21 protein-coding genes are annotated in these 25,102 nt (G+C 71.6%); 7 read left to right on the plus strand and 14 right to left on the minus strand.

Annotated features, from left to right (window positions below):
- Together purH and purN are read right to left on the minus strand one after the other, a co-directional pair.
- Positions 1–1,557, minus strand: a complete 1,557-nt coding sequence (gene purH, locus ACMCNN_RS25785; RefSeq protein WP_412743096.1) for a bifunctional phosphoribosylaminoimidazolecarboxamide formyltransferase/IMP cyclohydrolase — start codon at positions 1,555–1,557, stop codon at positions 1–3.
- Positions 1,554–2,171, minus strand: coding sequence for a phosphoribosylglycinamide formyltransferase (gene purN, locus ACMCNN_RS25790; RefSeq protein WP_412743097.1), 618 nt, complete (start codon positions 2,169–2,171; stop codon positions 1,554–1,556). Before purN ends, purH begins: the two co-directional genes overlap by 4 nt.
- A gap of 153 nt (positions 2,172–2,324) precedes the next feature.
- Between purN and ACMCNN_RS25795 the strand changes: the two genes are divergently transcribed.
- A complete protein-coding gene (locus tag ACMCNN_RS25795) occupies positions 2,325–2,594 on the plus strand; it encodes a DUF4190 domain-containing protein (RefSeq protein WP_412743098.1) in 270 nt (89 codons plus the stop codon).
- A gap of 103 nt (positions 2,595–2,697) precedes the next feature.
- Here ACMCNN_RS25795 and ACMCNN_RS25800 read toward each other — a convergent pair whose 3' ends face one another.
- The 4 genes from ACMCNN_RS25800 to ACMCNN_RS25815 all read right to left on the minus strand — a co-directional run bounded on the left by ACMCNN_RS25800 (position 2,698) and on the right by ACMCNN_RS25815 (position 7,502).
- Positions 2,698–4,440, minus strand: a complete 1,743-nt coding sequence (locus ACMCNN_RS25800) for a DUF6350 family protein (RefSeq protein ID WP_412743099.1) — start codon at positions 4,438–4,440, stop codon at positions 2,698–2,700.
- Between the two features lie 158 nt (positions 4,441–4,598).
- On the minus strand, positions 4,599–5,480 hold the full coding sequence (gene sucD, locus ACMCNN_RS25805; protein WP_412743100.1) for a succinate--CoA ligase subunit alpha: 882 nt from the start codon (positions 5,478–5,480) through the stop codon (positions 4,599–4,601).
- Between the two features lie 4 nt (positions 5,481–5,484).
- Positions 5,485–6,660 carry an ADP-forming succinate--CoA ligase subunit beta gene (gene sucC, locus ACMCNN_RS25810; RefSeq protein WP_412743101.1) on the minus strand — a complete coding sequence of 392 codons (1,176 nt, stop codon included), beginning with the start codon at positions 6,658–6,660 and terminating at the stop codon, positions 5,485–5,487.
- Positions 6,661–7,097: 437 nt separating this feature from the next.
- Entirely contained in the window at positions 7,098–7,502 is a 405-nt protein-coding gene (locus ACMCNN_RS25815) for a cobalamin B12-binding domain-containing protein (RefSeq protein ID WP_412743102.1), read from the minus strand.
- Between the two features lie 409 nt (positions 7,503–7,911).
- Here ACMCNN_RS25815 and ACMCNN_RS25820 point away from each other — a divergent pair, with 409 nt between their 5' ends.
- Both ACMCNN_RS25820 and ACMCNN_RS25825 read left to right on the plus strand, forming a co-directional pair.
- Positions 7,912–8,652, plus strand: a complete 741-nt coding sequence (locus tag ACMCNN_RS25820) for a M23 family metallopeptidase (RefSeq protein WP_412747266.1) — start codon at positions 7,912–7,914, stop codon at positions 8,650–8,652.
- Between the two features lie 136 nt (positions 8,653–8,788).
- Positions 8,789–9,700, plus strand: a complete 912-nt coding sequence (locus ACMCNN_RS25825) for a M23 family metallopeptidase (protein WP_412743103.1) — start codon at positions 8,789–8,791, stop codon at positions 9,698–9,700.
- Between the two features lie 73 nt (positions 9,701–9,773).
- Here the strand turns inward: ACMCNN_RS25825 and pcrA are convergent, their stop codons facing one another.
- Complete coding sequence (gene pcrA / locus ACMCNN_RS25830; RefSeq protein ID WP_412743104.1) at positions 9,774–12,182, minus strand: DNA helicase PcrA; 2,409 nt, start codon at positions 12,180–12,182, stop codon at positions 9,774–9,776.
- A 177-nt stretch (positions 12,183–12,359) separates the two neighbouring features.
- Between pcrA and ACMCNN_RS25835 the strand changes: the two genes are divergently transcribed.
- Together ACMCNN_RS25835 and ACMCNN_RS25840 are read left to right on the plus strand one after the other, a co-directional pair.
- Complete coding sequence (locus tag ACMCNN_RS25835; protein WP_412743105.1) at positions 12,360–14,201, plus strand: bifunctional metallophosphatase/5'-nucleotidase; 1,842 nt, start codon at positions 12,360–12,362, stop codon at positions 14,199–14,201.
- 221 nt (positions 14,202–14,422) lie between these two features.
- Entirely contained in the window at positions 14,423–14,713 is a 291-nt protein-coding gene (locus ACMCNN_RS25840; protein ID WP_412743106.1) for a chorismate mutase, read from the plus strand.
- A gap of 73 nt (positions 14,714–14,786) precedes the next feature.
- Here the strand turns inward: ACMCNN_RS25840 and ACMCNN_RS25845 are convergent, their stop codons facing one another.
- The 7 genes from ACMCNN_RS25845 to ACMCNN_RS25875 all read right to left on the minus strand — a co-directional run bounded on the left by ACMCNN_RS25845 (position 14,787) and on the right by ACMCNN_RS25875 (position 22,602).
- The gene (locus ACMCNN_RS25845) at positions 14,787–15,791 is read right to left on the minus strand and encodes an ABC transporter ATP-binding protein (RefSeq protein WP_412743107.1); all 1,005 of its coding nucleotides are present in this window, start codon (positions 15,789–15,791) and stop codon (positions 14,787–14,789) included.
- Positions 15,792–15,861: 70 nt separating this feature from the next.
- The gene (locus ACMCNN_RS25850) at positions 15,862–16,890 is read right to left on the minus strand and encodes an ABC transporter ATP-binding protein (protein ID WP_412743108.1); all 1,029 of its coding nucleotides are present in this window, start codon (positions 16,888–16,890) and stop codon (positions 15,862–15,864) included.
- 4 nt (positions 16,891–16,894) lie between these two features.
- Positions 16,895–17,824 (minus strand): ABC transporter permease, encoded by a 930-nt coding sequence (locus tag ACMCNN_RS25855; protein WP_412743109.1) that lies wholly within the window; start codon positions 17,822–17,824, stop codon positions 16,895–16,897.
- Complete coding sequence (locus tag ACMCNN_RS25860; protein WP_412743110.1) at positions 17,817–18,743, minus strand: ABC transporter permease; 927 nt, start codon at positions 18,741–18,743, stop codon at positions 17,817–17,819. Before ACMCNN_RS25860 ends, ACMCNN_RS25855 begins: the two co-directional genes overlap by 8 nt.
- Before the next feature lie 121 nt (positions 18,744–18,864).
- Positions 18,865–20,499 (minus strand): peptide ABC transporter substrate-binding protein, encoded by a 1,635-nt coding sequence (locus ACMCNN_RS25865; RefSeq protein WP_412743111.1) that lies wholly within the window; start codon positions 20,497–20,499, stop codon positions 18,865–18,867.
- Positions 20,500–20,677: 178 nt separating this feature from the next.
- On the minus strand, positions 20,678–21,346 hold the full coding sequence (locus ACMCNN_RS25870; protein WP_412743112.1) for a response regulator: 669 nt from the start codon (positions 21,344–21,346) through the stop codon (positions 20,678–20,680).
- Positions 21,343–22,602, minus strand: a complete 1,260-nt coding sequence (locus tag ACMCNN_RS25875; RefSeq protein ID WP_412747267.1) for a PspC domain-containing protein — start codon at positions 22,600–22,602, stop codon at positions 21,343–21,345. The genes ACMCNN_RS25870 and ACMCNN_RS25875 overlap by 4 nt, the downstream gene beginning before the upstream one ends.
- Positions 22,603–22,753: 151 nt before the next feature.
- Here ACMCNN_RS25875 and ACMCNN_RS25880 point away from each other — a divergent pair, with 151 nt between their 5' ends.
- The gene (locus ACMCNN_RS25880; protein WP_412743113.1) at positions 22,754–24,658 is read left to right on the plus strand and encodes a PspC domain-containing protein; all 1,905 of its coding nucleotides are present in this window, start codon (positions 22,754–22,756) and stop codon (positions 24,656–24,658) included.
- Positions 24,655–25,044: a hypothetical protein gene (locus tag ACMCNN_RS25885; protein WP_412743114.1), complete on the plus strand. Its 390-nt coding sequence runs from the start codon at positions 24,655–24,657 to the stop codon at positions 25,042–25,044. Before ACMCNN_RS25880 ends, ACMCNN_RS25885 begins: the two co-directional genes overlap by 4 nt.
- Positions 25,045–25,102 lie beyond the last annotated feature (58 nt).

Consider the following 25,102-nt stretch of genomic DNA (forward strand, 5'->3'; position numbering starts at 1 on the left):
TCAGTGGAAGAAGTGCCGGGTGCCGGTGAGATAGACCGTCAGCCCCGCCTTCTGCGCCGCCTCGATGACCAGGTTGTCCCGGACCGAGCCGCCCGGCTGCACCACCGCCGAGATCCCCGCCGCGATGAGCACCTCCAGGCCGTCCGGGAACGGGAAGAACGCGTCCGAGGCGGCCACACTGCCGCGGGCCCGGTCGGCGCCGGCCCGCGACACCGCGAGATGCGCGGCGTCCACCCGGTTGACCTGGCCCATGCCGACCCCGACCGTGGCACCGTCGTGCGCCAGCAGGATCGCGTTGCTCTTCACCGACCGGATCGCCCGCCACGCGAACGCCAGATCCCGCAGCACCTCCGGGGCGGCCGGCGCCCCTGCGGCCAGCGTCCAGGCGGCCGGGTCGTCGCCGGGCGCGTCGATCCGGTCCGCGGTCTGCACGAGGATCCCGCCGCCGACCTGGCGGATCTCCGCGGGCGCGGGCGCCCACGCCGGGGCCACCAGCACCCGCAGGTTCTTCTTCTCCCGCAGCACCTCGACCGCCTCCGGGGCGAACGACGGCGCCACGATCACCTCGGTGAAGATCTCCGCGACCTGCTGGGCCAGCTCGACCGTGACCTCGCGGTTGACAGCGATGACGCCGCCGAACGCGGACGTCGGGTCACAGGCGTGTGCCTTGCGGTGCGCCTCGGCCACGTCCGTGCCGACCGCGATGCCGCACGGGTTCGCGTGCTTGATGATCGCCACGCACGGCTCTGTGAAGTCGTTCGCCGAGCGCCACGCGGCGTCCGCGTCCACGTAGTTGTTGTACGACATCTCCTTGCCGTGCAGCTGCTCCGCCCGGGCCAGGCCCGCCGGGGCGGCCGGGTCCACGTACAGGGCGGCCTGCTGGTGCGGGTTCTCGCCGTAGCGCAGGGCGGTGTCGCGGCGCAGCGCCAGCCCGGCGAACTCGGGCCACTCCGCCGGAGCCAGGGTGGTCGCGCACCACTGGGCGACGGCCACGTCGTACTCGGCGATGTCCGCGAAAGCGCGGGCCGCCAGCAGCTTGCGCTGCGCGAGGGTGCTTCCGCCCTCGTCGAGGGCGGCCAGGATCAGCGGGTACGCCGCGACCGAGGTCACCACGGCGACGGACTGGTGGTTCTTGGCCGCCGCGCGGACCATGGCCGGCCCGCCGATGTCGATCTGCTCGACGCACTCATCCTCGGAGGCGCCCGACGCCACGGTCGCGGTGAACGGGTACAGGTTCGACACCAGCAGGTCGAACGGCTCCACCCCGAGGTCGGCGAGCTGCTCGGCGTGGGCGGGCAGCCGCAGGTCGGCCAGCAGACCGGCGTGCACCCGCGGGTGCAGCGTCTTGACCCGGCCGTCCAGGCACTCCGGGAAACCGGTGAGGTCCTCCACCCGGATCACCGGCACCCCGGCGTTCGCCACGGTGGCCGCGGTGCTGCCGGTGGAGACGATCTGCACTCCGGCGGCGTGCAGGGCCTGCGCCAGCTCGACCAGGCCGGTCTTGTCGTACACGCTCAGCAGTGCCCGCCGGATCGGACGGCGACCCTCGTCGGTCATGGGATGGTGACCTTTCTTCCCGTGATGGTCCAACCCGTGCGGACCAGTCGGCCGACCTGCTCGACGAGCTGGCGGCGCTCGGCTTCCTTGATCCGCTCGGTCAGCGTCTCCTCCGTGTCGTCGTCGAGCACGGGCACGCTGACCTGGGCGATGATGGGTCCGGTGTCGACACCGGCGTCGACGAAGAACAGGGTCGCCCCGGCGATCTTCACCCCGTAGTCGAGGGCGTCGCGCGGGCCGTGGATGCCGGGGAAGCCGGGCAGCAGCGCGTTGTGGGTGTTGATGTACCGGTCGCCGAACGCGGCCAGGAACGCCGGGCCGACCAGCTTGAGGAAGCCGGCCGAGATGACCAGGTCGGGCTTGTGCTCGGCGACGTGCCCGGTGAGGGCGGCATCCCAGTCCTCGCGCGACGGGTACGCCTTCACCGCGTCGACGAAGGTCGGCACCCCGGCCGCGGCGGCACGGTCGAGCCCGGCGATGCCGTCCCGGTCGGCGCCGACCGCGACGACCCGTGCCCCGTACGCGGGGTCGGCAGCCGCGTCGAGCAGGGCCTGCAAATTGCTGCCGGAGCCGGAGACGAGGACGACCAGGCGGGCGGGCGCGGGGTCTCTCACCCGAGCACCCTATCGCCGCCGCGAGAAACGCTCGTCCACGGGTCGGCATGGGGACAGCATTGGGCCCAATGATCGGCTAGGCTGCCGATCCGCTGATCGATGCGAAAACCGTCACGGATGCCGTGCGGAATACCTTCTTGGAGGATCTGACTCGTGACCACGCCGCCGCCCTACTACGGCCCGCCGGCCCAGCCGGCCAACGACAAGACGACCCTCTGGGGCGTCCTCGGCATCGTCTTCGCCTTCTGCTGCTGGCCGCTCGGCGTCGTCTTCGCCGTGCTCAGCCTCATGGAGGCCAAGAAGGTGAACAAGCAGCCCACCCTCGCCTACGTCACCTTCGGCATCCTCGCGATCGCCCTGGTCATCAACATCATCCTGGCGGCCACCGGCGCGCTCGGCAACCTGATGGGTGGCAAGTCCTAAGCAGCACCTGCACACAGGGCGTCCCGGCTTGCCGGGGCGCCCTGCGTCGTTTCCAGCGACCGTCCGGGCCTCGGCGTGGATCGCCCGCGCGGGCGGCGTCCCCTCACCGGCCGTCGGGCGTGGATCGCCACGCGCGGGCCGCGGCCGCGCCGAGTGTGGCGGACACCGCGACCACTCCGGTCGCGACGAGCCCGACCTGCCAGGGCACGGGCCCGATCTGCGCCAGCCGGCCGGCGCCCAGCGACCCGCCCGACAACCGGCTCGCGACACCCAGCACCAGCCCCGCCACCGGCCCCGCCACCAGCGCCGACCCGATCACCAGCGGCCAGCCGGGCGCGGTGGGCGGCGGCAGCTCACCCCGCGACCGCTCCGGCTTCGCCGCGCGGCCGCGCGCCAGCCGCCGGGTCAGCAGCGCACCCGCGACCATTCCGGCCAATACGGGTACGGCCAGTAGCGACGCGCCGCCGGCACCCATCGGCCCGTCCGGCAACCCGGCCAGCAGCGGAAGGGTGGGCAGCGGCCCCACGGTCACCTCGGTGAGGCGTACGGCGGATTCCGTGCCCAGCAGGAAGCCCGGCCCCAGCAGGTACGCGGCCGCCCACACCGCGGCGTTCACCCCGTAGGCGAGGCTGACCAGGGTGATCCCGGCCTGCCCCACCACCCCGGTCCGGTACGCCGCGATGGTGTCCGCCGCCTGCCCGCCGCCGACAGCGACGGACAGCCCCGCGAACCCCGCGCCCGCGGCCAGCACCAGCAGCGCGGCCACCATGCCGGTACGGATCCCGTGCCGCAGCACCGCGGGAACGCGCCGGGCCAGCGGGACCACGGCGTCCGTGCCGTGCAGCGCACCGAGCAGCGCCCCGAACGCGCCGATCAGCAGGAACGTGAGCGCGGCCCGGCCCACCGACACCGCAGTGCCGGGGCCGTCGACCGCGGCCGCGGCCGCCGCACCCAGCAGGGCGTACGCCGCGCCGACCGTGCCCGCGACCGCCAGGGCAGTCCGCGCCGAGCCGGTACGCCGGGCGCCGACGGCGCGGGTGACGTGCAGGCCCGCGCGGCTCAACCGCCAGATCACCAGCGCGGTGAGCAGCAGCGGGGTGAGGGCGAGCGGACCGATCGGGGTGCCGATGGGAACGCCGTTGCCGAGCAACCAGCCGACGAGGCCCGCGCGGGCCGCCGGGCCCAGCCCTCCGGCTCCCTCCGACGTGCGGGCGAGCCCGATGACGGCGGCCACCGGCAGGTACGTCAGCAGCGCCGCCCAGAGCGTCGCGAAGCCGGCCGCCAGCGGCAGCGGCGCCCGGGGCCGGCGGGGCGGCGCGGGCAACCGGACGGTGTCGCGCCGGGCCAGCAGGGCGTCGTCGACCCGGACGGTGTCCCGGCGCGCCGGGTCGTCCCCCTCGGGGCCGTCCGGCCCTGCACCGTCAGGGTCCGCGCCCTCCGGGTCCGCCCCTTTCCGACGTGATCGGCCGGTACCCGAGCGGTCGGGTGTGGAGCCGTCGCGCGGGTCGAGAGCCACCGTGTCGCGGGTGGCCGGATCCAGGCGCACGGTGTCCCGGTTCGCGGTGTCCCGGTTCGCGGTGTCCCGGTTCGCGGTGTCCCGGTTCGTGCTCTCGCGGTTGCCGGCGGCGCTGACGTCGACCAACAGGTCGAACTCGACAGCGGCGGAGCCGTCCCGGCGGGGCGCGGGCCCGTCACCGCGCGCCGCCGAGCCATCACGGCGCGGCGCGGGGGTGCGGGTGTCGAGGGGCACGGTGTCGCGGGCGGCCAGGTGAGCCGCCTCGGCGGCCGCCAACCGGTCCTCCGAGCCGGCACGTCGACCGTCGGGAGGATCGGGTGTGGTCGGCATCGTCGCCTACTTTTCCACGCGGAATGGCGTGCGGCGATGGTTTTCCGGCCCCGAACAACCACGGCGAGGGTTTTCCATGTACGAACGCCCGAAACGCGGCGCGCCGCCGCTCGGATGCGGGGCATCCGGGCGGCGGCGCGCCGAGCTGGTGACCGGGATCAGCTCATGACCTCGCGCATCAGCCGCGCGGTCTCGCTGGGGGTCTTGCCGACCTTGACGCCGGCTGCCTCCAGGGCCTCCTTCTTGGCGTCGGCGGTGCCGGCGGAACCGGAGATGATCGCGCCCGCGTGGCCCATGGTCTTGCCGGGCGGCGCGGTGAAGCCCGCGATGTAGCCGACGACCGGCTTGGTGACGTGCGCCTTGATGAAGTCGGCCGCCCGCTCCTCGGCGTCGCCACCGATCTCACCGATCATCACGATGGCGTCGGTGTCCGGGTCGTCCTGGAACGCCTTGAGGGCGTCGATGTGGGTGGTGCCGATGATCGGGTCACCGCCGATACCCACGCAGGTCGAGAAGCCGATGTCGCGCAGCTCGTACATGAGCTGGTAGGTCAGGGTGCCGCTCTTGCTGACCAGGCCGATGCGCCCGGCGGGCGTGATGTCGGCGGGGATGATGCCCGCGTTGGAGGCGCCCGGCGAGGCGATGCCGGGGCAGTTCGGGCCGATGATGCGGGTCTTCTGCCCCTGCTCCACGTTGTGCGCCCAGAACGCGGCCGAGTCCTGCACCGGCACGCCCTCGGTGATGACGACGGCCAGCGGGATCTCGGCGTCGATGGCCTCGACCACGGCGGCCTTGGTGAACTGCGGCGGCACGAAGATGACAGTGACGTCGGCGCCGGTCTCCTTCATGGCCTCTGCCACGTTCGCGAAGACGGGCAGGCTGGTGCCGTCGAAGTCGACGGTGGTGCCGGCCTTGCGGGGGTTCACACCGCCGACCACGTTGGTGCCCGCGGCCAGCATCCGGCGGGTGTGCTTGGAACCCTCCGAGCCGGTCATGCCCTGGACGATGACCTTGGAGTCCTTGGTGAGCCAGATCGCCATGTCGTCACACTCCCGCAGCCGCGAGCTCAGCGGCACGCTCAGCCGCACCGTCCATCGTGTCCACCCGCTGCACCAGCGGGTTGTTCGCGCCGTCGAGGATGGCACGGCCCGCCTCGGCGTTGTTGCCGTCGAGGCGTACGACCAGCGGCTTGGTGACCGTCTCGCCGCGCTGCTCCAGCAGGGCCAGGGCCTGCACGATGCCGTTGGCGACCTCGTCGCAGGCGGTGATGCCGCCGAAGACGTTGACGAAGACCGACTTGACCGACGGGTCGGACAGCACGATCTCCAGGCCGTTGGCCATGACCGCGGCGCTGGCGCCGCCGCCGATGTCGAGGAAGTTGGCCGGCTTGACGCCGCCGTGCCGCTCGCCCGCGTACGCGACCACGTCGAGCGTCGACATGACCAGGCCCGCGCCGTTGCCGATGATGCCGACCTCGCCGTCGAGCTTGACGTAGTTGAGGTCCTTGGCCTTGGCGGCCTGCTCCAGCGGGTCGACCGCGGACTGGTCGACCAGGGCCTCGTGGTCGGGGTGCCGGAAGCCGGCGTTCTCGTCCAGGGTGACCTTGGCGTCGAGGCAGAGCACCTTGCCGCTGCCGGTCTTGGCCAGCGGGTTGACCTCGACCAGGGTGGCGTCCTCGGCGACGAAGGTCTGCCAGAGCTTCACCGCGATGTCGGCGACCTGGTCGGCCACCTCGGCCGGGAACTGCGCGGCGGTGACGATCTCGCGGGCCTTGGCGGCGTCGACGCCCTTGTTCGCGTCGATCGCAATCTTCGCGACCTTGTCCGGCTGCTCCTCGGCGACCTGCTCGATCTCCATGCCGCCGGCCACGCTGGCGATGCACAGGAACGTACGGTTCGCGCGGTCCAGCAGGTACGAGAAGTAGTACTCGTCCGCGATGTCCGCGGTCTCGGCCAGCATCACCTTGTGCACGGTGTGGCCCTTGATGTCCATGCCGAGGATGTCGGCGGCCCGGGCCTGCGCCTCGTCCGCGTCGGCCGCGAGCTTGACGCCGCCGGCCTTGCCGCGGCCGCCCACCTTCACCTGCGCCTTGACGACGACCCGGCCGAGGCGCTCCGCGATGGCGCGGGCCTCCTGCGGGGTCTCGGCGACGCCGCCGCCCAGCACGGGCAGCCCGTGCCGTTCGAACAGGTCGCGCCCCTGATACTCGAACAGGTCCACGTGTCCCCTTTCGCTCGCGACGCGTTGCTGACGGCAAGCCGCACCTTTGCGTCCCGACCTGTGTCCGCGGCGCGCCGAGTGGCGCCGCAAGCGTGAGAGAGTCTCGGCTCCTGCGCTGCAGGGAGGCCTCACCCGCAGACTAGCGACCGGCCCGGCGCCCCTGCCTGGGCGGGGGTTCGGTGTGCCGGACCGCACAGGCGCGACGCCCGCGCGGCGACACTGCGAAAAAGTGGTAACAGCGCGCGTAACTCCGCGAGAAAGGCGTCGTTGAGTGTGATGTCGGAGCGCTGAGCACCGGCGAGCAGACGGCCGATGCCCTGTCGGTCGAGGGGTGGCGGCGGGGCGTCGTGCATGGAGGGGCCGGACGTGTGAGGGGTGCGTCCGGCCTCTCCCCTTTCGCGCAGCCAGGGAGGGTGTGCGGTAGGACCGGAGTCGGCTCAGCCGACCGGGGCCGCGACATTGGCGCGAACCCATTCGATGATGGATGCGGTGGTCGCTCCGGGAGTGAATATCTTCGCCACTCCGAGTTGTTCCAATTCGACGATGTCGTCGGCCGGAATGATGCCGCCGCCGAATACCACGATGTCGCTGGCGTCGCGCTCCGTGAGCAGTTCCAATACGCGGCGGAACAACGTCATGTGGGCGCCGGAGAGCACGGAGAGCCCGATCGCGTCGGCGTCCTCCTGCACGGCGGTCTCCACGATCTGCTCGGGCGTCTGGTGCAGCCCGGTGTAGACGACCTCCATGCCGGCGTCGCGCAGCGCGCGGGCGACCACCTTGGCCCCGCGGTCGTGCCCGTCCAGGCCCGGCTTCGCGACGACGACCCTGATCCGTTCTTGCATCTGCGACCCCTTCGTCGACCTGCTCCTGAACGAACGGTAACCCCCCGCCGTTGAACCCGGGAAGCTACTGCTCCGTACTACCGGTCGGCGTGCGGTGAACTCTTCCGCGCGGAGCAAGCACCCGAAAGCGTATTCCGGGTCACATGACTATCTGCTCGGGAGGCAGTTACACAGCGCTAGCAACGAGGTCGATCAGAAAAGGTCACGAAGTCGGACATTAGCTTCCCAATGCGTCCCGGAAAGTGTCAGGGAATTGGCGCTGCGACTTGTGACGCGCGTTGCGTTTCGTTACCGTGGCCCACGGCTGTCAACCGGTTAACCCTGGTCCGACAGCGCGGCCAGCCAGCGTTCACCTGGTGTTTTTCGCCTGATGGCGGCCGCCATGTTGTCAACGACGGAGGGTCTGTTCGTGCGCCAGCGCTTGTCGTCTGAGCCCGATCGCTATCGCGGCCGACGCCGCGTGCCCACCCCTCCGCGCAGCCGCTACGCCTACGTCGCCGCCTCCGCGTTCGTCGGAGCCGGAGTCGTCGCCATGGGCGCCGCGAACGGCATGCCGGACGCCAAGGCGGTCAGCCCGACCGTCCTGCACAACCTGGAGAACGCCTCCGCCGCCTCCAGCCAGATCGCCGACCGCGCCGCCGACCCCGGCCGCGCCTCCCGCAGCCAGCAGCGGGGCACCGACAAGGCGGCCAAGGCCGGCGAGGTCAAGGCCGAGGACGTCTGGCTGCTGCCCCTCGACGAGTACACCTTCACCTCGCCGTACGGGATCCGCTTCGGCAAGCTGCACGCCGGCATCGACCTGGCCGCCCCCGAAGGGGTGCCCTACAAGGCGGTGCACGGGGGCACGGTGACCGCCGCCGGCTACAACGGCGCGTACGGCTACTCGATCACGATCCAGAGCCCGGACGGCACCGAGACGATCTACGGGCACTCCCGTCGCGTGCTGGTCAAGACCGGCGACGTCGTCAAGGCCGGTCAGGTCATCGGCGAGGTGGGCAACACCGGGTACTCGTACGGCACCCACCTGCACCTGGAGATCCACGTGCACGGCAACCCGACCGACCCGATCACCTTCCTGCGGGACCGGGGCGTCGACATCAAGCTCCAGGTCGAGTCGATCTACGCCGGGATGGCCTCCGAAGCCTCCTGAGCCGCCGCTCACCGCGTCGCAGTCCGGGTGCAGCCCGGAGGTAAGCGACATCACATTTGCCCTTCTCTCATGGCCCGCCGCGCGTCGCCGACTGGAAATTGTCGGCCACGGAACGGACCAGGGAGGGCTTCCCACCGTGCAGCATCGAGCGAAGCACCGGGTGGGTGGCCGCCACCGCCGCACCGATGCGCTGCACGGCCACCGTGCCCCCCGTACGCCGCTGGTGCCATTGGTCGTCGGCGAGCGCAACCGGTACGCCGTGGTGACCGCCGCCGCGCTCGTCGCCGGGGTCGGCGTTGCGGGCGTCGCCGCCGCCACCGCGAGTTCGTCCGGGCCCGCGACGGCCGCCGCCAAGGCGAACCTGGAGCCCGCCTCCCGGACCCAGATCAGTCCCTTCCCGACTCCCGCCGACCCCACCCCCACGGCTACCGGCCTGCCCGCCGGAGCCGCCACCGGGATGCCCGTCCCCCCGCAGGCCGGGGCCGCGGGTCTGCCCGGTGCGCCGATCACCCTGCTGCCCGGCAGCGGCACGCCGCAGCCCGCCGCGTCCGGAGGTCAGTCCGGCGGCGGCTTGTCGTGGCAGGCTCCGCGCCGCAAGACCAGGCCGGTGCCCGTGACGGCGGCCTGGGTCAACCCGTTGCCCGGCGCCGTCACCACCTCCTGCTTCGGCGAGCGCTGGGGTCGCATGCACGAGGGTGTCGACCTGGCCGGGCCGGACGGCACACCCATCCGGGCCGCAGGGGCGGGCGTCATCGTCGCCGCCGGGCCCGCCGAGGGGTACGGCAACGCAGTGCTCATCGACCACGGCAACGGCTACCTCACCCACTACGGACACATGTCCAAGATCACGGTGAAGGTGGGCCAGAAGGTCCAGGCCGGTGAGCAGATCGGCAACGAGGGCTCCACCGGCCATTCCACCGGGCCGCACCTGCACTTCGAGGTGCACGAGGGGCACTACAAGAACGCGATCGAGCCGACCGCGTGGATGCACGAGCACGGCGTCGACATCGGCGGCTGCGGGGTGCAGTCCGGCCCGCCGAAGGACTAGGCCCGACGAAGGACTGGGCCCGACGAAGGACCAGGCCCGACGGCCCGGGCCGGGAACCCGCGCTGCCGCTGGGCTAGAGCTTTTCCAGCGGCGCGTGCCGCAGCACCAGCCACATCACCTGGTCGCCGAAGTCGATCTGGGCCCGAGCGCCCGGCCCGTGACCCTCGACCGTGACCACCCGGCCCAGGCCGTACCGCTGGTGGTTGACCCGGTCGCCCGCCGACACCTTGGGCGGCTGCTTCAGGTCGCTGGCCGTGGCCAGGCGGCTGGCGTCGATGCCGAGGCGGCCCGCCAACTCCCGCGCCTTCGGGGTGCCCCCGGCGAAGCCGCCGCCCCGGCCGCGGTCACCGCCGCCACGCCCGCCGACCCCGCCGCCCGTACCGGACCATGACGTGTACGACCCGCCGGTGCGCTCCCAGCGGACCAGTTCGGTCGGCAGCTCGTCGGTGAACCGCGACGGCGGGTTGTACTGCGGCTGGCCCCAGGCCGAGCGGGTGACCGCGCGGGACAGGTAGAGGCGCTGCCGGGCCCGGGTGATCCCCACGTACGCGAGCCGCCGCTCCTCCTCCAGCTCGGTGTTGTCGCCCAGTGCTCGCATGTGCGGGAAGACGCCGTCCTCCAGCCCGGTCAGGAACACCACCGGGAACTCCAGGCCCTTGGCCGTGTGCAGGGTCATCAGGGTGACGACGCCCTGATGGTCCGGGTCGTCGGTGGGCACCTGGTCGGCGTCGGCCACCAGGGCCACCTGCTCCAGGAAGCCGTCCAGGGTGGCGCCGGGCGAGTCATCGGTGGCCTGCGCCTCCACCCGCTCTGTGTACTCGCGGGCCACGCTGACCAGCTCCTGCAGATTCTCCACCCGGCCGGCGTCCTGCGGGTCGAGGCTCTCCTCCAGCTCGGACAGCAGGCCGGAGCGCTGCAGCACCGCTTCGAGGACCTCCTCGGGCGGGGCGGTGCGGGCCAGCTCGCGTACGTCGTCGAGCAGGGTCACGAAATCGGCGATGGAGTTCGCGGCGCGGGTGGAGATGCCCGGCGCGTCCTTCGCCCCACGCAGGGCCTGACCGAACGAGATCCGGTCACGGGTGGACAGCGCCTCGACACAGGCCTCCGCCCGGTCGCCGATGCCCCGGCGCGGGGTGTTCAGGACCCGGCGGATGCTCACGGTGTCGTCGTCGTTGACCACGGCCCGCAGGTACGCCAGCGCGTCGCGGACCTCCTTGCGCTCGTAGAAGCGCACCCCGCCGACCACCTTGTACGGCAGCCCGACCCGGATGAACACCTCCTCGAACACCCGCGACTGGGCGTTGGTGCGGTAGAACACCGCCACGTCACCGGGGCGCACCTGGTCGTGGTCGCACAGCCGGTCGATCTCCCGAGCCACCCAGTCGGCCTCGGCGTGTTCGGTGTCGGCCACGTAGCCGACGATCTGCTCGCCCGCGCCCTGGTCGCTCCAGAGCCGCTTCGGCTTGCGCGAGGTGTTGCGGTCGATCACCGCGTTCGCCGCGGACAGGATGGTCTGGGTGGAGCGGTAGTTCTGCTCCAGCAGGATCGTGCGGGCGTTCGGGTAGTCGCGCTCGAACTCCAGGATGTTGCGGATGGTCGCGCCGCGGAACGCGTAGATCGACTGGTCCGCGTCGCCGACCACGCACAGCTCGCCCGGCGCAAGCTCGCCGTCGGCCGGCCCGACCAGCTCCTTGACCAGCATGTACTGCGCATGATTGGTGTCCTGGTATTCGTCGACCAGCACGTGCCGGAACCGCCGCCGGTACGCCTCCGCGACATGGGGGTGCGACTGCAGCAGGTGCACCGTGGTCATGATGATGTCGTCGAAGTCCAGCGCGTGCGCCTCCTTCAGGCGGCGCTGGTACAGCGTGTACGCCTCGGCGAGGGCGCGCTCGGTCGGCCCCTTGGCGCGGGCCGTGAAGTCGTCCGGCTCGACCAGCTCGTTCTTCAGGTTCGATACCTGGGCGGCCAGCCCGCGCGCCGGGTAGCGCTTCGGATCGAGGTCCAGCTCGCGGGTCACCAGCTGCATGAGCCGACGGGAGTCGTCCGCGTCGTAGATGGAGAAGGTGCTCTTGAGCCCTGCATGCTCGTGCTCGGCGCGCAGGATGCGCACGCACGCGGAGTGGAACGTCGAGACCCACATCAGCCGGGCGCGCGGGCCGACCAGCGCGGCCACCCGCTCCTTCATCTCACCGGCGGCCTTGTTGGTGAACGTGATCGCGATGATTTGGCCGGGGTGCACGTCCCGCTCGGCCAGCAGGTACGCGATCCGGTGGGTGAGCACACGGGTCTTGCCGGACCCGGCACCGGCCACGATCAGCAGCGGCGACCCGGCATGGGTCACCGCGTCGCGCTGCGGGCCGTTGAGGCCGGTCAGCAGCGTCTCCGGGGAGATCCGTGGCGCCGGGGAACGCCGCGCGGGAGTCTCCTGCGCCGCGGGCGTGGTGAACAAGGGCGGTGTGTTCTCAGGAAGGGCTAGCATCGCGGGAGCAAGTCTATGTCGCGGCACCGACAGGTTCGCCGCCACGCGGGCCCCCCGCCGCCCGGGCCAGACGCTCGCAATCGAGTTGTCACCCGGCAGAGGTAGCGGTGACCAGCGTCGATGCACGAGGCTATCGACGATCGACTGGACCGTATGCCTACCGGGAGACCAAATAACATGAACCACCCTCGCCTTCGCGGCAGGGCGACGCTGCGCCACCTCGCGGCGTCCGCCCTCGCTCTGGCGGTCGCGGCCACCCTGCCCCTGACCCAGAGCCACACCGCGGCCGCGGCCCCGCTGCCCGGGCTCGCCCCCGCCGGCGTCTCGTACGGACTGCCCCTCAGCGCCACCGTCAAGGGCCAGTTCCTGAGCTACAACGACTTCCACGGCGCGATCGACCCGCCCGGCGGCAGCGGCGCGGCCGTCAACGGCGTCCCCGCGGGCGGCGTCGAATACCTGGCCACCTGGCTGAAGAAGCTGCGTGCCGAGGCCTCCGCCGAGGGCCGCAAGACCCTGACGGTCGGCGCGGGCGACCTGGTCGGCGGCACCCCGCTGGTCAGCGCCGCGTTCCACGACGAGCCGACCATCGAGCTGATGAACGAGGTCGGGCTGCAGATCAGCTCGGTCGGCAACCACGAGTTCGACGAGGGCGTGTCCGAGCTGCTGCGCCTGCAGCGCGGCGGGTGCCACCCGGTCGACGGCTGCCAGGACGGCGACGGCTTCGCCGGTGCGGACTTCACGTACCTGGCCGCCAACACGATCAACAAGAAGACCGGCCTGCCGATCCTGCCGCCCATCGACATCCGGTTCGTCGGCGGCGTGCCGGTCGGCTTCGTCGGCCTGACGCTGGAGGGCACCGCCGGCATCGTCAACCCGGCGGGCATCAAGAACGTCCGCTTCGCCGACGAGGTAGAGACCGCCAACAAGTGGGGCAACCTGCTGAAGCTGTTCGGCGTCAAGGCGCAGGTGCTGCTCGTGCACGAGGGCGGTCAGCAGAACCCGCCCGCCGGCACCACCGCCGGGATCTCGGACTGCACCAACTTCTCCGGCGCCCTCGTGCCGATCGTGGCCGGGCTCAACCCGGAGTTCAGCCTGGTCGTCTCCGGCCACACGCACCGGTTCTACTCGTGCACGCTGCCGAACCGCGCCGGCACCTCCGTGGTCACCAGCGCCGGCAGCAACGGCCAGCTGATCACGGACATCGACTACACGCTGGACCGGCGTACCGGCCGGTTCGCCGAGGTGAGCGCACACAACGTCGTCGTCGAGAACGGCGTGCCCGACGGCCACGGCGGCTGGCTCAAGGACGCCAAGGGCGTCTTCCTGAAGAACCCCGACACGGTGGACCCGGCCGCTAAGAAGGTCGCGGACAAGTACCGGACCGCGGTGGCCCCGATCGCCAACCGCGTCGTGGGCTCGATCACCGGCGACATCGTCCGCACCGCCAACCCGGCCGGGGAGAGCCCGCTCGGCGACGTCATCGCGGACGGCCAGCTCGCGTACACGAAGAACCAGAGTGCGCAGCTCGCGCTGATGAACCCGGGCGGCATCCGTGCCGACTTCGACGCCGAGGCCAGCTCGGGCGGCGAGGCGAACGGCCAGGTCACCTACGGCGAGGCGTTCACGGTCCAGCCGTTCAACAACCTCGTGGTCACCCAGACGCTGACCGGCGCGCAGCTCAAGAACGTGCTGGAGCAGCAGTTCGTCGGGTTCGGCGGGCAGACCACCCAGAAGATCCTGCAGGTGTCGAAGGGGCTCACGTACACGTGGAGCGCGTCCGCGGCGCCGGGCAGCAAGGTCAGCGACCTCAAGCTCGACGGCGTGGCGATCGACCCGGCGGCCACCTACCGGGTGACCTCGAACGACTTCCTCGCCAACGGCGGGGACGGGTTCACCAACTTCACGGCGGGCACGGACCGCACGACCGCTCCCGGCTTCGACATCGACGCGCTGGTGGCGTACCTCGGTGCCGCGCCGGTCGCGCCCGGCCCGGTCGACCGGATCACCACCACACCCTGATTCCCACCCTCCGGGCCGTTTCCTTGCGGAGCGGCCCGGAGCCAGGGCATACTCGGCTGCGTGACCCAGCAGGCGCGATTTTTCTTCTATGGCACCGGAAGTCCGGCCGCCGTAGGACGCGTCTGAACGACAGACCTACATCGAGCCCCGGGCTTCCCAGCCCGGGGCTTGATGCTGCCCGGGCCCGGCAGACCGGGGCGCACGCACCCGAGGAGCACGACATGACCGCCGACACGCTGGACACGACGACCGGCGCCGCCGCGACCGAGGCCGCGACCGAGATCCGTACGATCCGTGAGCGCATCGACGAGATCGACCAGGCCCTGATCGACCTGTGGCTGGAGCGGGCCCGGCTCTCCCAGGAGGTCGGGCGTACCCGGATGGCCTCCGGCGGCACCCGGCTGGTGCTCTCCCGCGAGCGGGAGATCGTCGAGCGCTTCCGCGAGGCCCTCGGCGCCGACGGCACCCAGGTCGCCCTGCTCCTGCTGCGCGCGGGCCGCGGCCCCCTCTGACGGGGCCGCGCCAACCCTCATCGCGGCCGCGCTGATGCCGCCGCCCTTCGACGATGGGAAGGGCGGCGCCGGGTCAGCGGGGCAGCAGCGGGCGCGGGTCGGCGAAGTGGCAGGCGCTCGGGTGCGCGGAGCGCTCCCGGATCTGCAGCAGCGGCTCGTGCTCGGCGCACGCGGGCTGGGCCTTCCAGCAGCGGGTGCGGAACCGGCACCCCGACGGCGGATTCGCCGGCGACGGCACGTCGCCCTCCAGCACGATGTGGTCGCGGCGGCCGCGCAGCCTCGGGTCCGGCACGGGCACGGCCGACAGCAGAGCCTGCGTGTACGGGTGGGTCGCCCGCTCGTAGATCTGGGCGTCGTCGCCCTCCTCCACGATCTTGCCCAGGTACATGACCGCGACCCTGTCGCTGATGTGCCGCACCACGGACAGGTCATGGGCGATGAAGATGTACGACAGCCCGAACTCGTTCTGCAGGCTCTCCAGCAGGTTGATGACCTGGGCCTGGATCGACACGTCGAGCGCTGACACCGGTTCGTCGCAGACGATGATCTCCGGCCGCAGGGCGAGCGCCCGCGCGATGCCGATGCGCTGGCGCTGGCCGCCGGAGAACTGGTGCGGGTAGCGGTTCACGTGGTCCGGGTTCAGCCCAACCGTGTCGAGCAGCTCCTGCACCCGGCGGGTCCGGCTGGACTTCGGCGCCACGTCGGGGTGGATCTCGAACGGCTCCCCCACGATGTCCCCGACGGTCATCCGCGGGTTCAGCGACGTGTACGGATCCTGCATCACCATCTGGATGTTGCGCCGGGCCCTGCGCAGCGCACCGCCGGAGAGCCGCACCATGTCCTCGCCGCGGACCATCACCGAGCCGGCGGTCGGCTTCTCCAGCCCGACCAGCAGCTTGGCGAGGGTGGACTTGCCACAGCCGGACTCGCCGACCACGCCGAGGGTCTCGCCCCTGTGCAGCCGCAGGTCCACCCCGTCGACCGCGCGGACCGCGCCGACCGTGGAGCGGAACACGATGCCCCGGGTGATCGGGAAGTGCTTGACCAGGCCGCGGGTCTCCAGCACGACGTCGCTCATTGCCGACCTCCGCTCCGCGGATCGGCGCTCATCCGCCGTCGTGGTCCGGGTCGTAGCCTCACCGCTGCGCTCATCGGCTGACGACCTCTCCCCAGAAGTGGCAACGGACGTGGCGCCGCGGCGCGATCGTGTGCGCGGGCGGCGCTTCGTAACGGCAGACGTCGCGGGCGTAGGCGCAGCGCGGATTGAACGCGCAGCCCGGCGGGATGTCGGTCAGCGTCGGCGGCAGCCCCTGGATGACGTTGAGCTGCCGCCCCTTCATGTCCAGGCGCGGGATCGATTCGAGCAGGGCCTTCGTGTACGGGTGCCCGGGCCGGTCGTAGATGTCGAAGACGGGTGCCTCCTCGACGACCTTCCCGGCGTACATGACGGAGATCCGGTCCGCGACGTCCGCGACCACGCCCATGTCGTGCGTGATCAGCAGCAGCCCCATGTTGCGTTCGCGCTGCAGCTCGGCCAGCAGGCCCATGATCTGCGCCTGCACTGTCACGTCGAGGGCGGTGGTGGGCTCGTCCGCGATGAGCACGTCAGGGTCCAGGGCCAGCGCCATCGCGATCATGACGCGTTGCCGCATGCCGCCGGAGAACTGGTGCGGGTAGTCGTTGATCCGGGTGGCGGCGGCCGGGATGCGGACCCGGTCCAGCAGCTCGATCGCGCGCCGCTTGGCGTCGGCGCGCGACATGCCGCGGTGCACCCGGAACAGCTCGGCCAGCTGGAACCCGACCGAGAACACCGGGTTCAGCGCGGACAGCGCGTCCTGGAAGATCATGGCGATCCGGTTGGCGCGTACCGTGCCGCGCTGGGCCTCGGGCAGGCGCAGCAGGTCGACGCCGCGGTAGCGGATCTCGCCGCGGGTGATGTACGCGGGCGGCGTGTCCAGAATCCCCATGATCGCCTGAGCGGTCACGGACTTGCCGCAGCCCGACTCGCCGAGCAGTGCCAGGGTCTCGCCGGGGGCCAGCCGCAGTCCGGCACCGTTCACGGCGTGGGCCACGCCGTCGCGGGTGCGGAACTCCACGTGCAGGTCGGTGACCTCCAGCAGCGGGGCGCGCGGGTCGGTGCCGGGCAGGGCGTCCAGGTGCGCCTTGATGTCGGTCATGGGGTCACCGCAGCTTCGGGTCGAAGGCGTCGCGGATCGCGTCGCCCAGCATGATGAAGGCCAGCACGGTCATGGCCAGGAACAGCGACGGCCAGATCAGCGGCCCGGCCGCGGTCCGTACGTTGGGGCTGGCCTCGTTGATCGCGATGCCCCAGCTGATCGCGTCGCCCTTGAGCCCGATGCCGAGGTACGACAGCGTCGCCTCGCTGGCGATGTTGACGCCGAGCAGGATCGTCAGCACGACGATGAACGCCGCGATCGAGTTCGGCAGGATGTGCCGCATCATCAGCCGCATCGGACCGGCGCCGAGCATTCGGGCGGCCGCCACGTAGTCCTGGTTGCGGGCCGAGATGACCGAGGACCGCATGATCCGCGCGGCGGTGGTCCAGCCCAGGATGCCCAGGGTCACCGTCACGGCCAGCACACCGGTGCTGTGCGTACCGCCGGACAGCCGCTTGGCCAGCACGATCGCGGCCAGCAGGAACGGGATGCCGAGCACGATGTCGATGAACCGGGACAGCACCGCGTCGACCCAACGGCCGAAGTAACCAGCGGTGAGGCCGAAGACCAGCGCGATCACGCCCGCCATGAGCGTGGCCAGCACCCCGACCACGATCGAGGTACGGGCGCCGTAGATGGTCCGGGCGTACACGTTGCAGCCCTGGAAGTCGTACCCGAAGGGGGCGTCGGCGGTAGCCCCGTGGTACTGCTGGCTGAGCGAGCAGGCGCGCGGGTCGGCCGAGGTGAACAGCGACGGGAACGCGGCCATGCTCAGGATCAGCACGACGAGCACCGCGGCGACCCAGAAGATCTTGTTGCGGCGCAGGTCGTGCCAGGCGTCCGCGGCAAGGCTGCGGGAGCGGTCCCCGCGGTGCCGGGGCGCACCGCCGATGACGGGCGCTTCGGCGCTGGTGACTGCCTCGAGCTCACTCATACCGGATCCTCGGGTCCAGGGCCGCGTACAGCAGGTCGACGATCAGGTTCACGACGAGGAACACGACCACCAGGACGCTGACGAAGCCGACCACCAGCGGGCCGTCCTCGGTACGGATGCCGCGCAGCAGGTTGAAGCCGACCCCGGGGATGTTGAACGTCCCCTCGGTGACGATGGCGCCCGACATCAGTACGCCGATGTCCACGCCGATCAGCGTGACCACCGGGATGAGCGAGTTGCGCAGCACGTGCACCCCGATGACCCGCCGCCGGGACAGCCCCTTGGCGCGCGCCGTACGCACGTAGTCGGTGCGCAGGTTCTCGGCCACGGATGCGCGGGTGACCCGCAACTGGGTGGCCACCACCAGGCTGCCCAGCACGAACGCGGGTAGCAGCAGGGCATAGAGGCTGGCGTCGCGCCCGGCCGTGGGCGGGAACCAGCCGAGCTGGATGCCGAAGATCAGCCGCGCCAGCGGGGCCAGCACCACGATCGGCAGGGCCAGCACGACCAGCGTGATGACCAGGGTGACGTTGTCGAAGATGCTGCCGCGCCGGATGCCCGAGATCACCCCGGCGGTCAGCGCGACGGTCGCCGAGATGAGGATCGCGATCAGCGCCAGCTTGATCGTCACGGGCCACGCCTGGGCCAGCATCTCGCTGATCTTGCGGCCGGTGAGCGACCGGCCGAGGTCGCCCGTGAGCAGCCCCTTGACGTAGTACCAGTACTGCACGAGGAACGGTTCGTCGAGGTGGTAGCGCTCGGTCAGCGCGCGCCGGACGTTCTCCGAGATGGGGCGTTCCCCGACCAGGGCCTGGATGGGGTCGTCCGCGTTGGCGAACGTCAGCGCGTACACGAGGAAGGTGGCGCCGAAGAAGGTGAGCACCATCTGCAGCAGGCGCCGCACGATGTAGCGAAACATGTCGGTATAGCCTCTTTTGGCGGGCAGGAGGCCCTTCGCGCCTCGTGAGCGCGGCGAGCCCGGGGGTGGAGCAAGGCGGTGGCGCCCCCGGGTGACACGGCCCGGGGCGCCACCGGGGGCGTCAGAAGCTGGCCACCTCGATCTTGTAGATGTCGACCTTCTGGAACAGGTCAACGGTCACGCTGTCGACCTTCTCGGAGTAACCGAACACGTTCTGCCCGAAACGCAGTGGGATGACCGGCATGTCCTGGACGAGGATGTCTTCTGCCTGCTGCCACTTCTTGATCGCCTCGGCGTTCGTCTTGGCCGCCGAACCCTCCGCGACCAGGCTGTCGAACGCCGGGTTGCTGTAGCCGTAGTAGTTCGACGAGCCGGTCGTCGTGTACAGCGGGCCGAGGTAGTTCTCCATCAGCGGGTAGTCCATGATCCAGCCGAGGCGGATCAGGCCGACGGGCTGCTTCTTCTCGACCTTGGTGAGCATGTCCGCGAACTTCGGCTCCGCGTTGCCGGTGCAGTTGACGCCGAGCGACGACTTGATCTGGTTGCACATCGCGTCGACCCAGGCCTTGTGACCACCGTCGGCGTTGTACGTGATCTCGATCGACGACGGGCCACCGGCCGCGACGTACTGCTGCTTGGCCTTGACCGGGTTGTACTCGCAGTTCGCGCCGCAGGCGTCCGGCCGGTAACCCGCGACCACGGGCGAGACGAACGACGTGGCCGGGGTCTGCGAACCCTGGAAGATCTGGGTCGTCATCTCCTCGCGGTTGATCGCCATCGACAGCGCGCGCCGCACCTCGGGCTTGGCGAACTCCTTCTGGAAGGTCGGGAAACCCACGAAGGCGAACGCCGAGTTCGGGCTCTTCTGGAAGCGGTCACCGAGGTCGCTGGAGGCCTTGCCGAGGCTCTCGATCGGGATCTGGGTCTGCACGTCGACGGCGCCGGTCACCAGGTCCGCGTACTCGGCCTGCGGGTCCTGGTAGATCTTCCAGGTGATCGCGTCGACCTTCGGGACCGTGCCCTTGAAGTCCGCGACCTTCTCGACCTGGATCTGCGAGTCGTGCTCCCACTTGCCCTTCAGCTTGAAGGGGCCGTTCCCGATGATCGCGTCCTCGAAGCCCTCCTTGATCACGCCGGGCGCGGAGAACGCGGCCTTGGGCAGCGGGTAGAACGCGGTGTAGCCCATGACGGACTTCCAGCCCGCGAACGGCGCCGACAGCGTGATGGTGAAGGTGTGGGCGTCGACCTTCTTCAGCCCCTTGAGCGTCTTCGCCTTGGGCTCGGGCGCCTTCTCGGGGCCGTCGCCGTCCGGGTCCTTCGCCTGCAGATCGGCGTACCCGGCGATGCGCTCGAAGAAGTACGAGGCGCCCTGGCCGTTCGGCCCGTATGCGCCGTAGTTCCACGCGTCGAGGTAGTTGTCCGCGACGACCGGTTCGCCGTTGCTGAAGGTGAAGCCGTCCTTGAGCTTCACCGTCCAGACCTTGTTGTCGGTGGAGGTGATGCTCTCGGCCGCGACCTCGACCGGCTCGTTCTTCGCGTCGAAGTTCACCAGCGGGTAGAACAGCGAGGAGAGGACCTGCGAGCCGTTCGTCTCGGTGGCGTTCGTCGGGATCAGGTGCTGCGGCTCCGCGATGCCGATGACGACGCTGTTGGGCAGCGTCTCCGTGTCCTCGGTCCCGTCACTGCTACAGCCGGCGGCCACCAGGAGGACGGCGGCCGAGCCGGCCGCCACCTTCCACAGGCTCCTAGCAGGCATGGGCGGTGCCTCCTTCTCCGAAAACGCGCGCGTGGGGGGCGCTGAATCAGCAGGTGAGTGTGGCACAGGCCGTCGTCACCGGCGCAGACCGTTACCAAGCCGATACTGCGGTGGCACGAGACATTACCGACTTTCGGGCGGCGGCGGCACCCTCAGATCTTCGGTACTAAACCGCAGGTCAGACCAGCCGCCGGTCCGCGGCCCACCGCGACAGCTCGTAGCGGTTCGACATCTGGAGCTTGCGCAGCACGTTCGAGACGTGGGTCTCCACGGTCTTGATGGAGATGTACAGCTCCTTGGCGATCTCCTTGTACGCGTACCCCCGAGCCAGCAGGCGCAGCACCTCCCGCTCCCGGTTGGTCAGCTGATCCAGCTCGGGATCCGCGATCGGCACGTCCGGCCGGGAGGCGAACGCGTCCAGCACGAAACCGGCCAGACGGGGGCTGAACACCGCGTCCCCGTCGGCCACCCGGCGGATCGCGGCGGCGAGTTCGTCCGGGGAGATCGTCTTCGTGACGTACCCGCGGGCACCGGCCCGGATCAGGCCGATCACGTCCTCGGCCGCATCCGACACGCTCAGCGCCAGGAAACGCACCTGCGGATGGGTCTTGCGCATCGCGTCCAGCACCGCCCGGCCACCGCCCTCGGGCATGTGCACGTCCAGCAGCACCACGTCCGGCAGCGTCGCGGCGATCCGGGACACCGCCTCGGCGACCGTGCTGGCCTCGCCGACCACGTCCACGTGCGCGCCCAGTTCCGCGCGTACCCCGGCGCGGAACATCGCGTGGTCGTCCACCAGGAACACCGTCAGCCGCCGGGCCGGGGCCTCGTTCGCCGCTTCCGTCATTTCACTGCCTCCTTCGACACGGTCACGCCCTCCTTGGCGGGCAGAGTGAGGCGGACCTCCGTACCGTCTCCCGGGGCACTGCGGATCTCCGCGCGCCCGCCGTGCCGCTTCATCCGGCCGATGATCGAACCGCGCACCCCGTGCCGGCTCTCCTCGACCTCGTCCAGGTCGAAACCCGCCCCGCGGTCGCGGACGAACACGCTCAGCTCGTCCGCCTCCACCTCGGCGTAGAGCGAGACGGTCTGCACCCCGGCGTGGCGGGCCGCGTTGACCATCGCCTCCCGCGACGCGGCCACCAGCGCGGCGACGCGCTCGTCGCAGTCCGTGTCGCCGACCACGACCGCCTCCACGGTGATCGCGTACGTGTCCTCCACCTCGGCGGCGGCCTGCTCCAGCGCCGCGCCGAACTTCTCCGTCGGCGACGCCGTGGGCTTGTACAGCCAGCTGCGCAGGCTGCGTTCCTGCCCCCGCGCCAGCCGCTGGACCTCCTTGATGTCCGTGGAGTTGCGCTGGATCAGGGCCAGGGTGTGCAGCACCTGGTCGTGGATCATCGCGGCCAGCTCGGCGCGCTCCTGCTCCCGGATGCGGCCCTCGCGCTCGGAGCGCAGCTGGCCTAACGTACGCCAGATCAGCGGCGCCACGACCACACCCACGCCGACCAGGCCGACCAGGGCGAACAGCACGCCGTTGATCACCGAGCTGAAAGTGCTGCCCGAGGGGGCGTACACCGCCACGACGCCGATGATGCCGACCGCGACCAGCACCCCGCCGCCGACGAAGCGGAACAGGAAGGAACGCCGCTCGCTCTCGGCCACCACCGCCGCCATCCACGGCAGGCGGGAGGCGTTGTCCGCCCAGTGTCCGCGCCGGGTCGGATCGGACTGGTGCCAGATCACGCCGGCGCCCACCGCGATGACCGCCACCAGCCAGCCCGCCGTCCCGTCCGTGCGGTCCTTGAAGACGAGGCTCTCCAGCAGCACCACCCCGGCGCCGATGGCCGCGAACGGGAGCAGCGCCGCCCAGTCTCGGCGGGCCCGCGGCTCACCGGTCGGGTGCTCCTGCGGCAGCACCGCCCAGAACGCGGCGTACAGCATCAGGCCGAGGCCGTTGAAGCCGAGCAGGACCACGAACGCGACTCGTACCGCGAGCACGGGCACGCCGAGGTGGCGCGCCAGCCCGGACGCGACCCCCGACACGATGCGGTGGTCGCGCGGCCGGTACAGGCGGCGCGGCGGGTGCGGAGCGGCAGTGCTGATCGGGTCCTCCCTCGGTTCGACTCCGATCGTCACACGTACGGCGCGCCGCGGCCACGGGGGACACCCCCACCTCTGCCGCCGCCGTTTCTCAGGGTGGCCTCAGGGTCCGCGCCGGAGGCGCCTCGGGCCGGGCCACAATCAGTATCGAGCTATGACCGACGAAGCTGCCGGACCCCGACCGGCCACGACCGGAACCGGCCCGTCGCAGGACGCACCGGCACCTTCCGCTGCGCCCAGCGCGCCGCCACCGGCCGACCCGCCCTCCCCGCCCCCGGCAGACCCGCCCTTGGCGGATTCGCCGCACCTGGGCGAGCCGCCGCAGCCCGCGGAAGCACCGCATCCGGGCGAGCCGCCGCAGCCCGCGGAAGCACCGCAGCCGGGCGAGCCGCCGCAGCCCGCGGAAGCACCGCAGCCGGGCGAGCCGCCGCAGCCCGCGGAAGCGCCGCAGCCGGGCGAGCCGCCGCGTGCGGCCGGGCCGCCGCCCGATGCGGGTGGCTACCCGCCTCGGCCGCCGGGCGGCGGGCAGGTGCCGCCGACCGCGCCGCCGCCGTGGTTCGGTGCCGCCGACGGCCCGAGTTTCTCCCGCGAGCGCCTGATCCGACCAGCCACCGGCCGGTACATCGCCGGCGTCTGCGCCGCCATCGGCCGGGCCACCAACACCGACCCGGTGCTGTGGCGGGTGCTGCTCGTCGTGCTGGGCTTCTTCGGCGGCGTCGGCGTACTGCTCTATCTCATCGGCTGGCTCGTCATCCCGGCCGAGGGCGACACCGGCTCGCCGATCGAGTCGCTGCTGGGGCGCGGCCGGTCCCGGATGGCGCCGCTGACCGTCGTGCTGCTCGGTGCGGCCACCGCGGTGACCTTCGCGTTCATCGTCCAGGACGGCTTCCGGGCCACCCTGCTCGGCGCCGCGGTGCTGCTCGGCGCGGCCCTGCTGATCAGGCGCAACTCGGGCGGCGCCGTGACCGGATCGGGCGGTGCCGCGGCCGGATCGGGCGGTGCCGCGGCCGGATCGGGAGGTTTCCCCGCCGGCTCGGGCGGTTTCGCAGCCGCCGCGCCGGGGGCCGACCCGGACGCGACCAGCGCGTTCGCCGCGGCCATGTCCCCCGGAACCGCGCCCGCCGCCACGGCGAGCACGCCCGGCAGTGACGCACCGCCCGCCCCGCCCGGCTACCAGCCGCCCACCGCGGCCGGGCCGATGCCGCCGCACCCGGCCGGAACCATGCCCGAGCCGCCCGGCTACCTGCCGCCCACCGCGGCCGGGCCGATGCCGCCCGCCCCGCCGGGCTACCTGCCCCCGCTGCACCCGAAGCCGGGCGGCCACCACGGTCCGATGAACCCGCCACCGGGCGGATATCGGCCGCCGTTCGCACCGCACGGCCCCTGGGCGGGCGGCGCGGGCCAGGCACCGTACGAGCAGGCGCCGCAGCCCCGGGCGCCGAAGCCGGCAAAGCCGCCGCGGGAGCGTTCCAAGCTCGGCCGGATCACCTTCTTCGCGGTCGTCATGGTGATGGGGGTGCTGGCCCTCGCCGACCTCTCCGGCGCCAGCATTCCGGTACCCGGCTACTTCGCGGCGGCCCTCGCCACGATCGGGCTGGGCCTGCTGATCGGTACGTGGTTCGGCCGCGCCCGCGGACTCATCGCGCTGGCCCTGATCACCACGGTCGGCCTGCTGATCTCCTCCGGCGCGCAGCAGGTCGGCGGCCACATCGGCAGCACCGTGTACCGCCCGGCGACCCTGGCCGCGGTGGCCGACCGGTACGACTTCACGGTCGGTGACGCGACGCTGGATCTGCGCGACGTGAACTTCGCGGGCCAGACGCAGGAGACGACCGTGGAGATGAAGCTCGGTCAGCTCCGGGTGCTGCTCCCGGAGAAGGTCGACACCACCGCGTCGGTGCACCTCGACACCGGCCGGGCGTTCGTATTCGGCCGCGAATGGGACGGCGACAACCTCGCCCAGCAGCAGGTCGTCGACCTGGGCCCGGACGGCGCGGGCGGTGGCACGCTCAAGCTGACCATCAAGATGAACGCGGGCAACGTGGAGGTCACCCGATGAGGCCGCATCGCATGGACGGGGTCTCGCTGAGCTTCGGCCTGATCTTCGTCGGAATCGCCGCCTGGTGGGCGGTCTCGCAGGTCGTCACGGTACGGCTGCCCGGACTGGGCTGGCTGGCGGCGGTGGTGCTGATCGCGTTCGGGGTGTTCGGGCTGCTCGGCGCGATCCGGTCCGGCCGCCGTACCGAGGAGGTGCCGGCACCCGTGGTCGCCGAGGCCGCGGTGGAGACGCCGGGCGACCTGCCGCCGCAGATGCACGCCGACATCGTCCGGGAGTTGCTCGACAACCCGGCGGGCCGGATCGACCTCGAACCCGGCACCGCTCCGACGGAGCGGATCCAGTCCGGCACCGCCCCGGCGGAACCGCCCCGGCGCGACGAGGCGTGACACGCGCCGCCCGCCGCCGCACCCTGGAGTGCGGGCGGCGGGCGGCGCAATATGCTCG

It is taken from the genome of Krasilnikovia sp. MM14-A1004 (assembly GCF_047159485.1).
Lineage (GTDB): Bacteria > Actinomycetota > Actinomycetes > Mycobacteriales > Micromonosporaceae > Actinoplanes.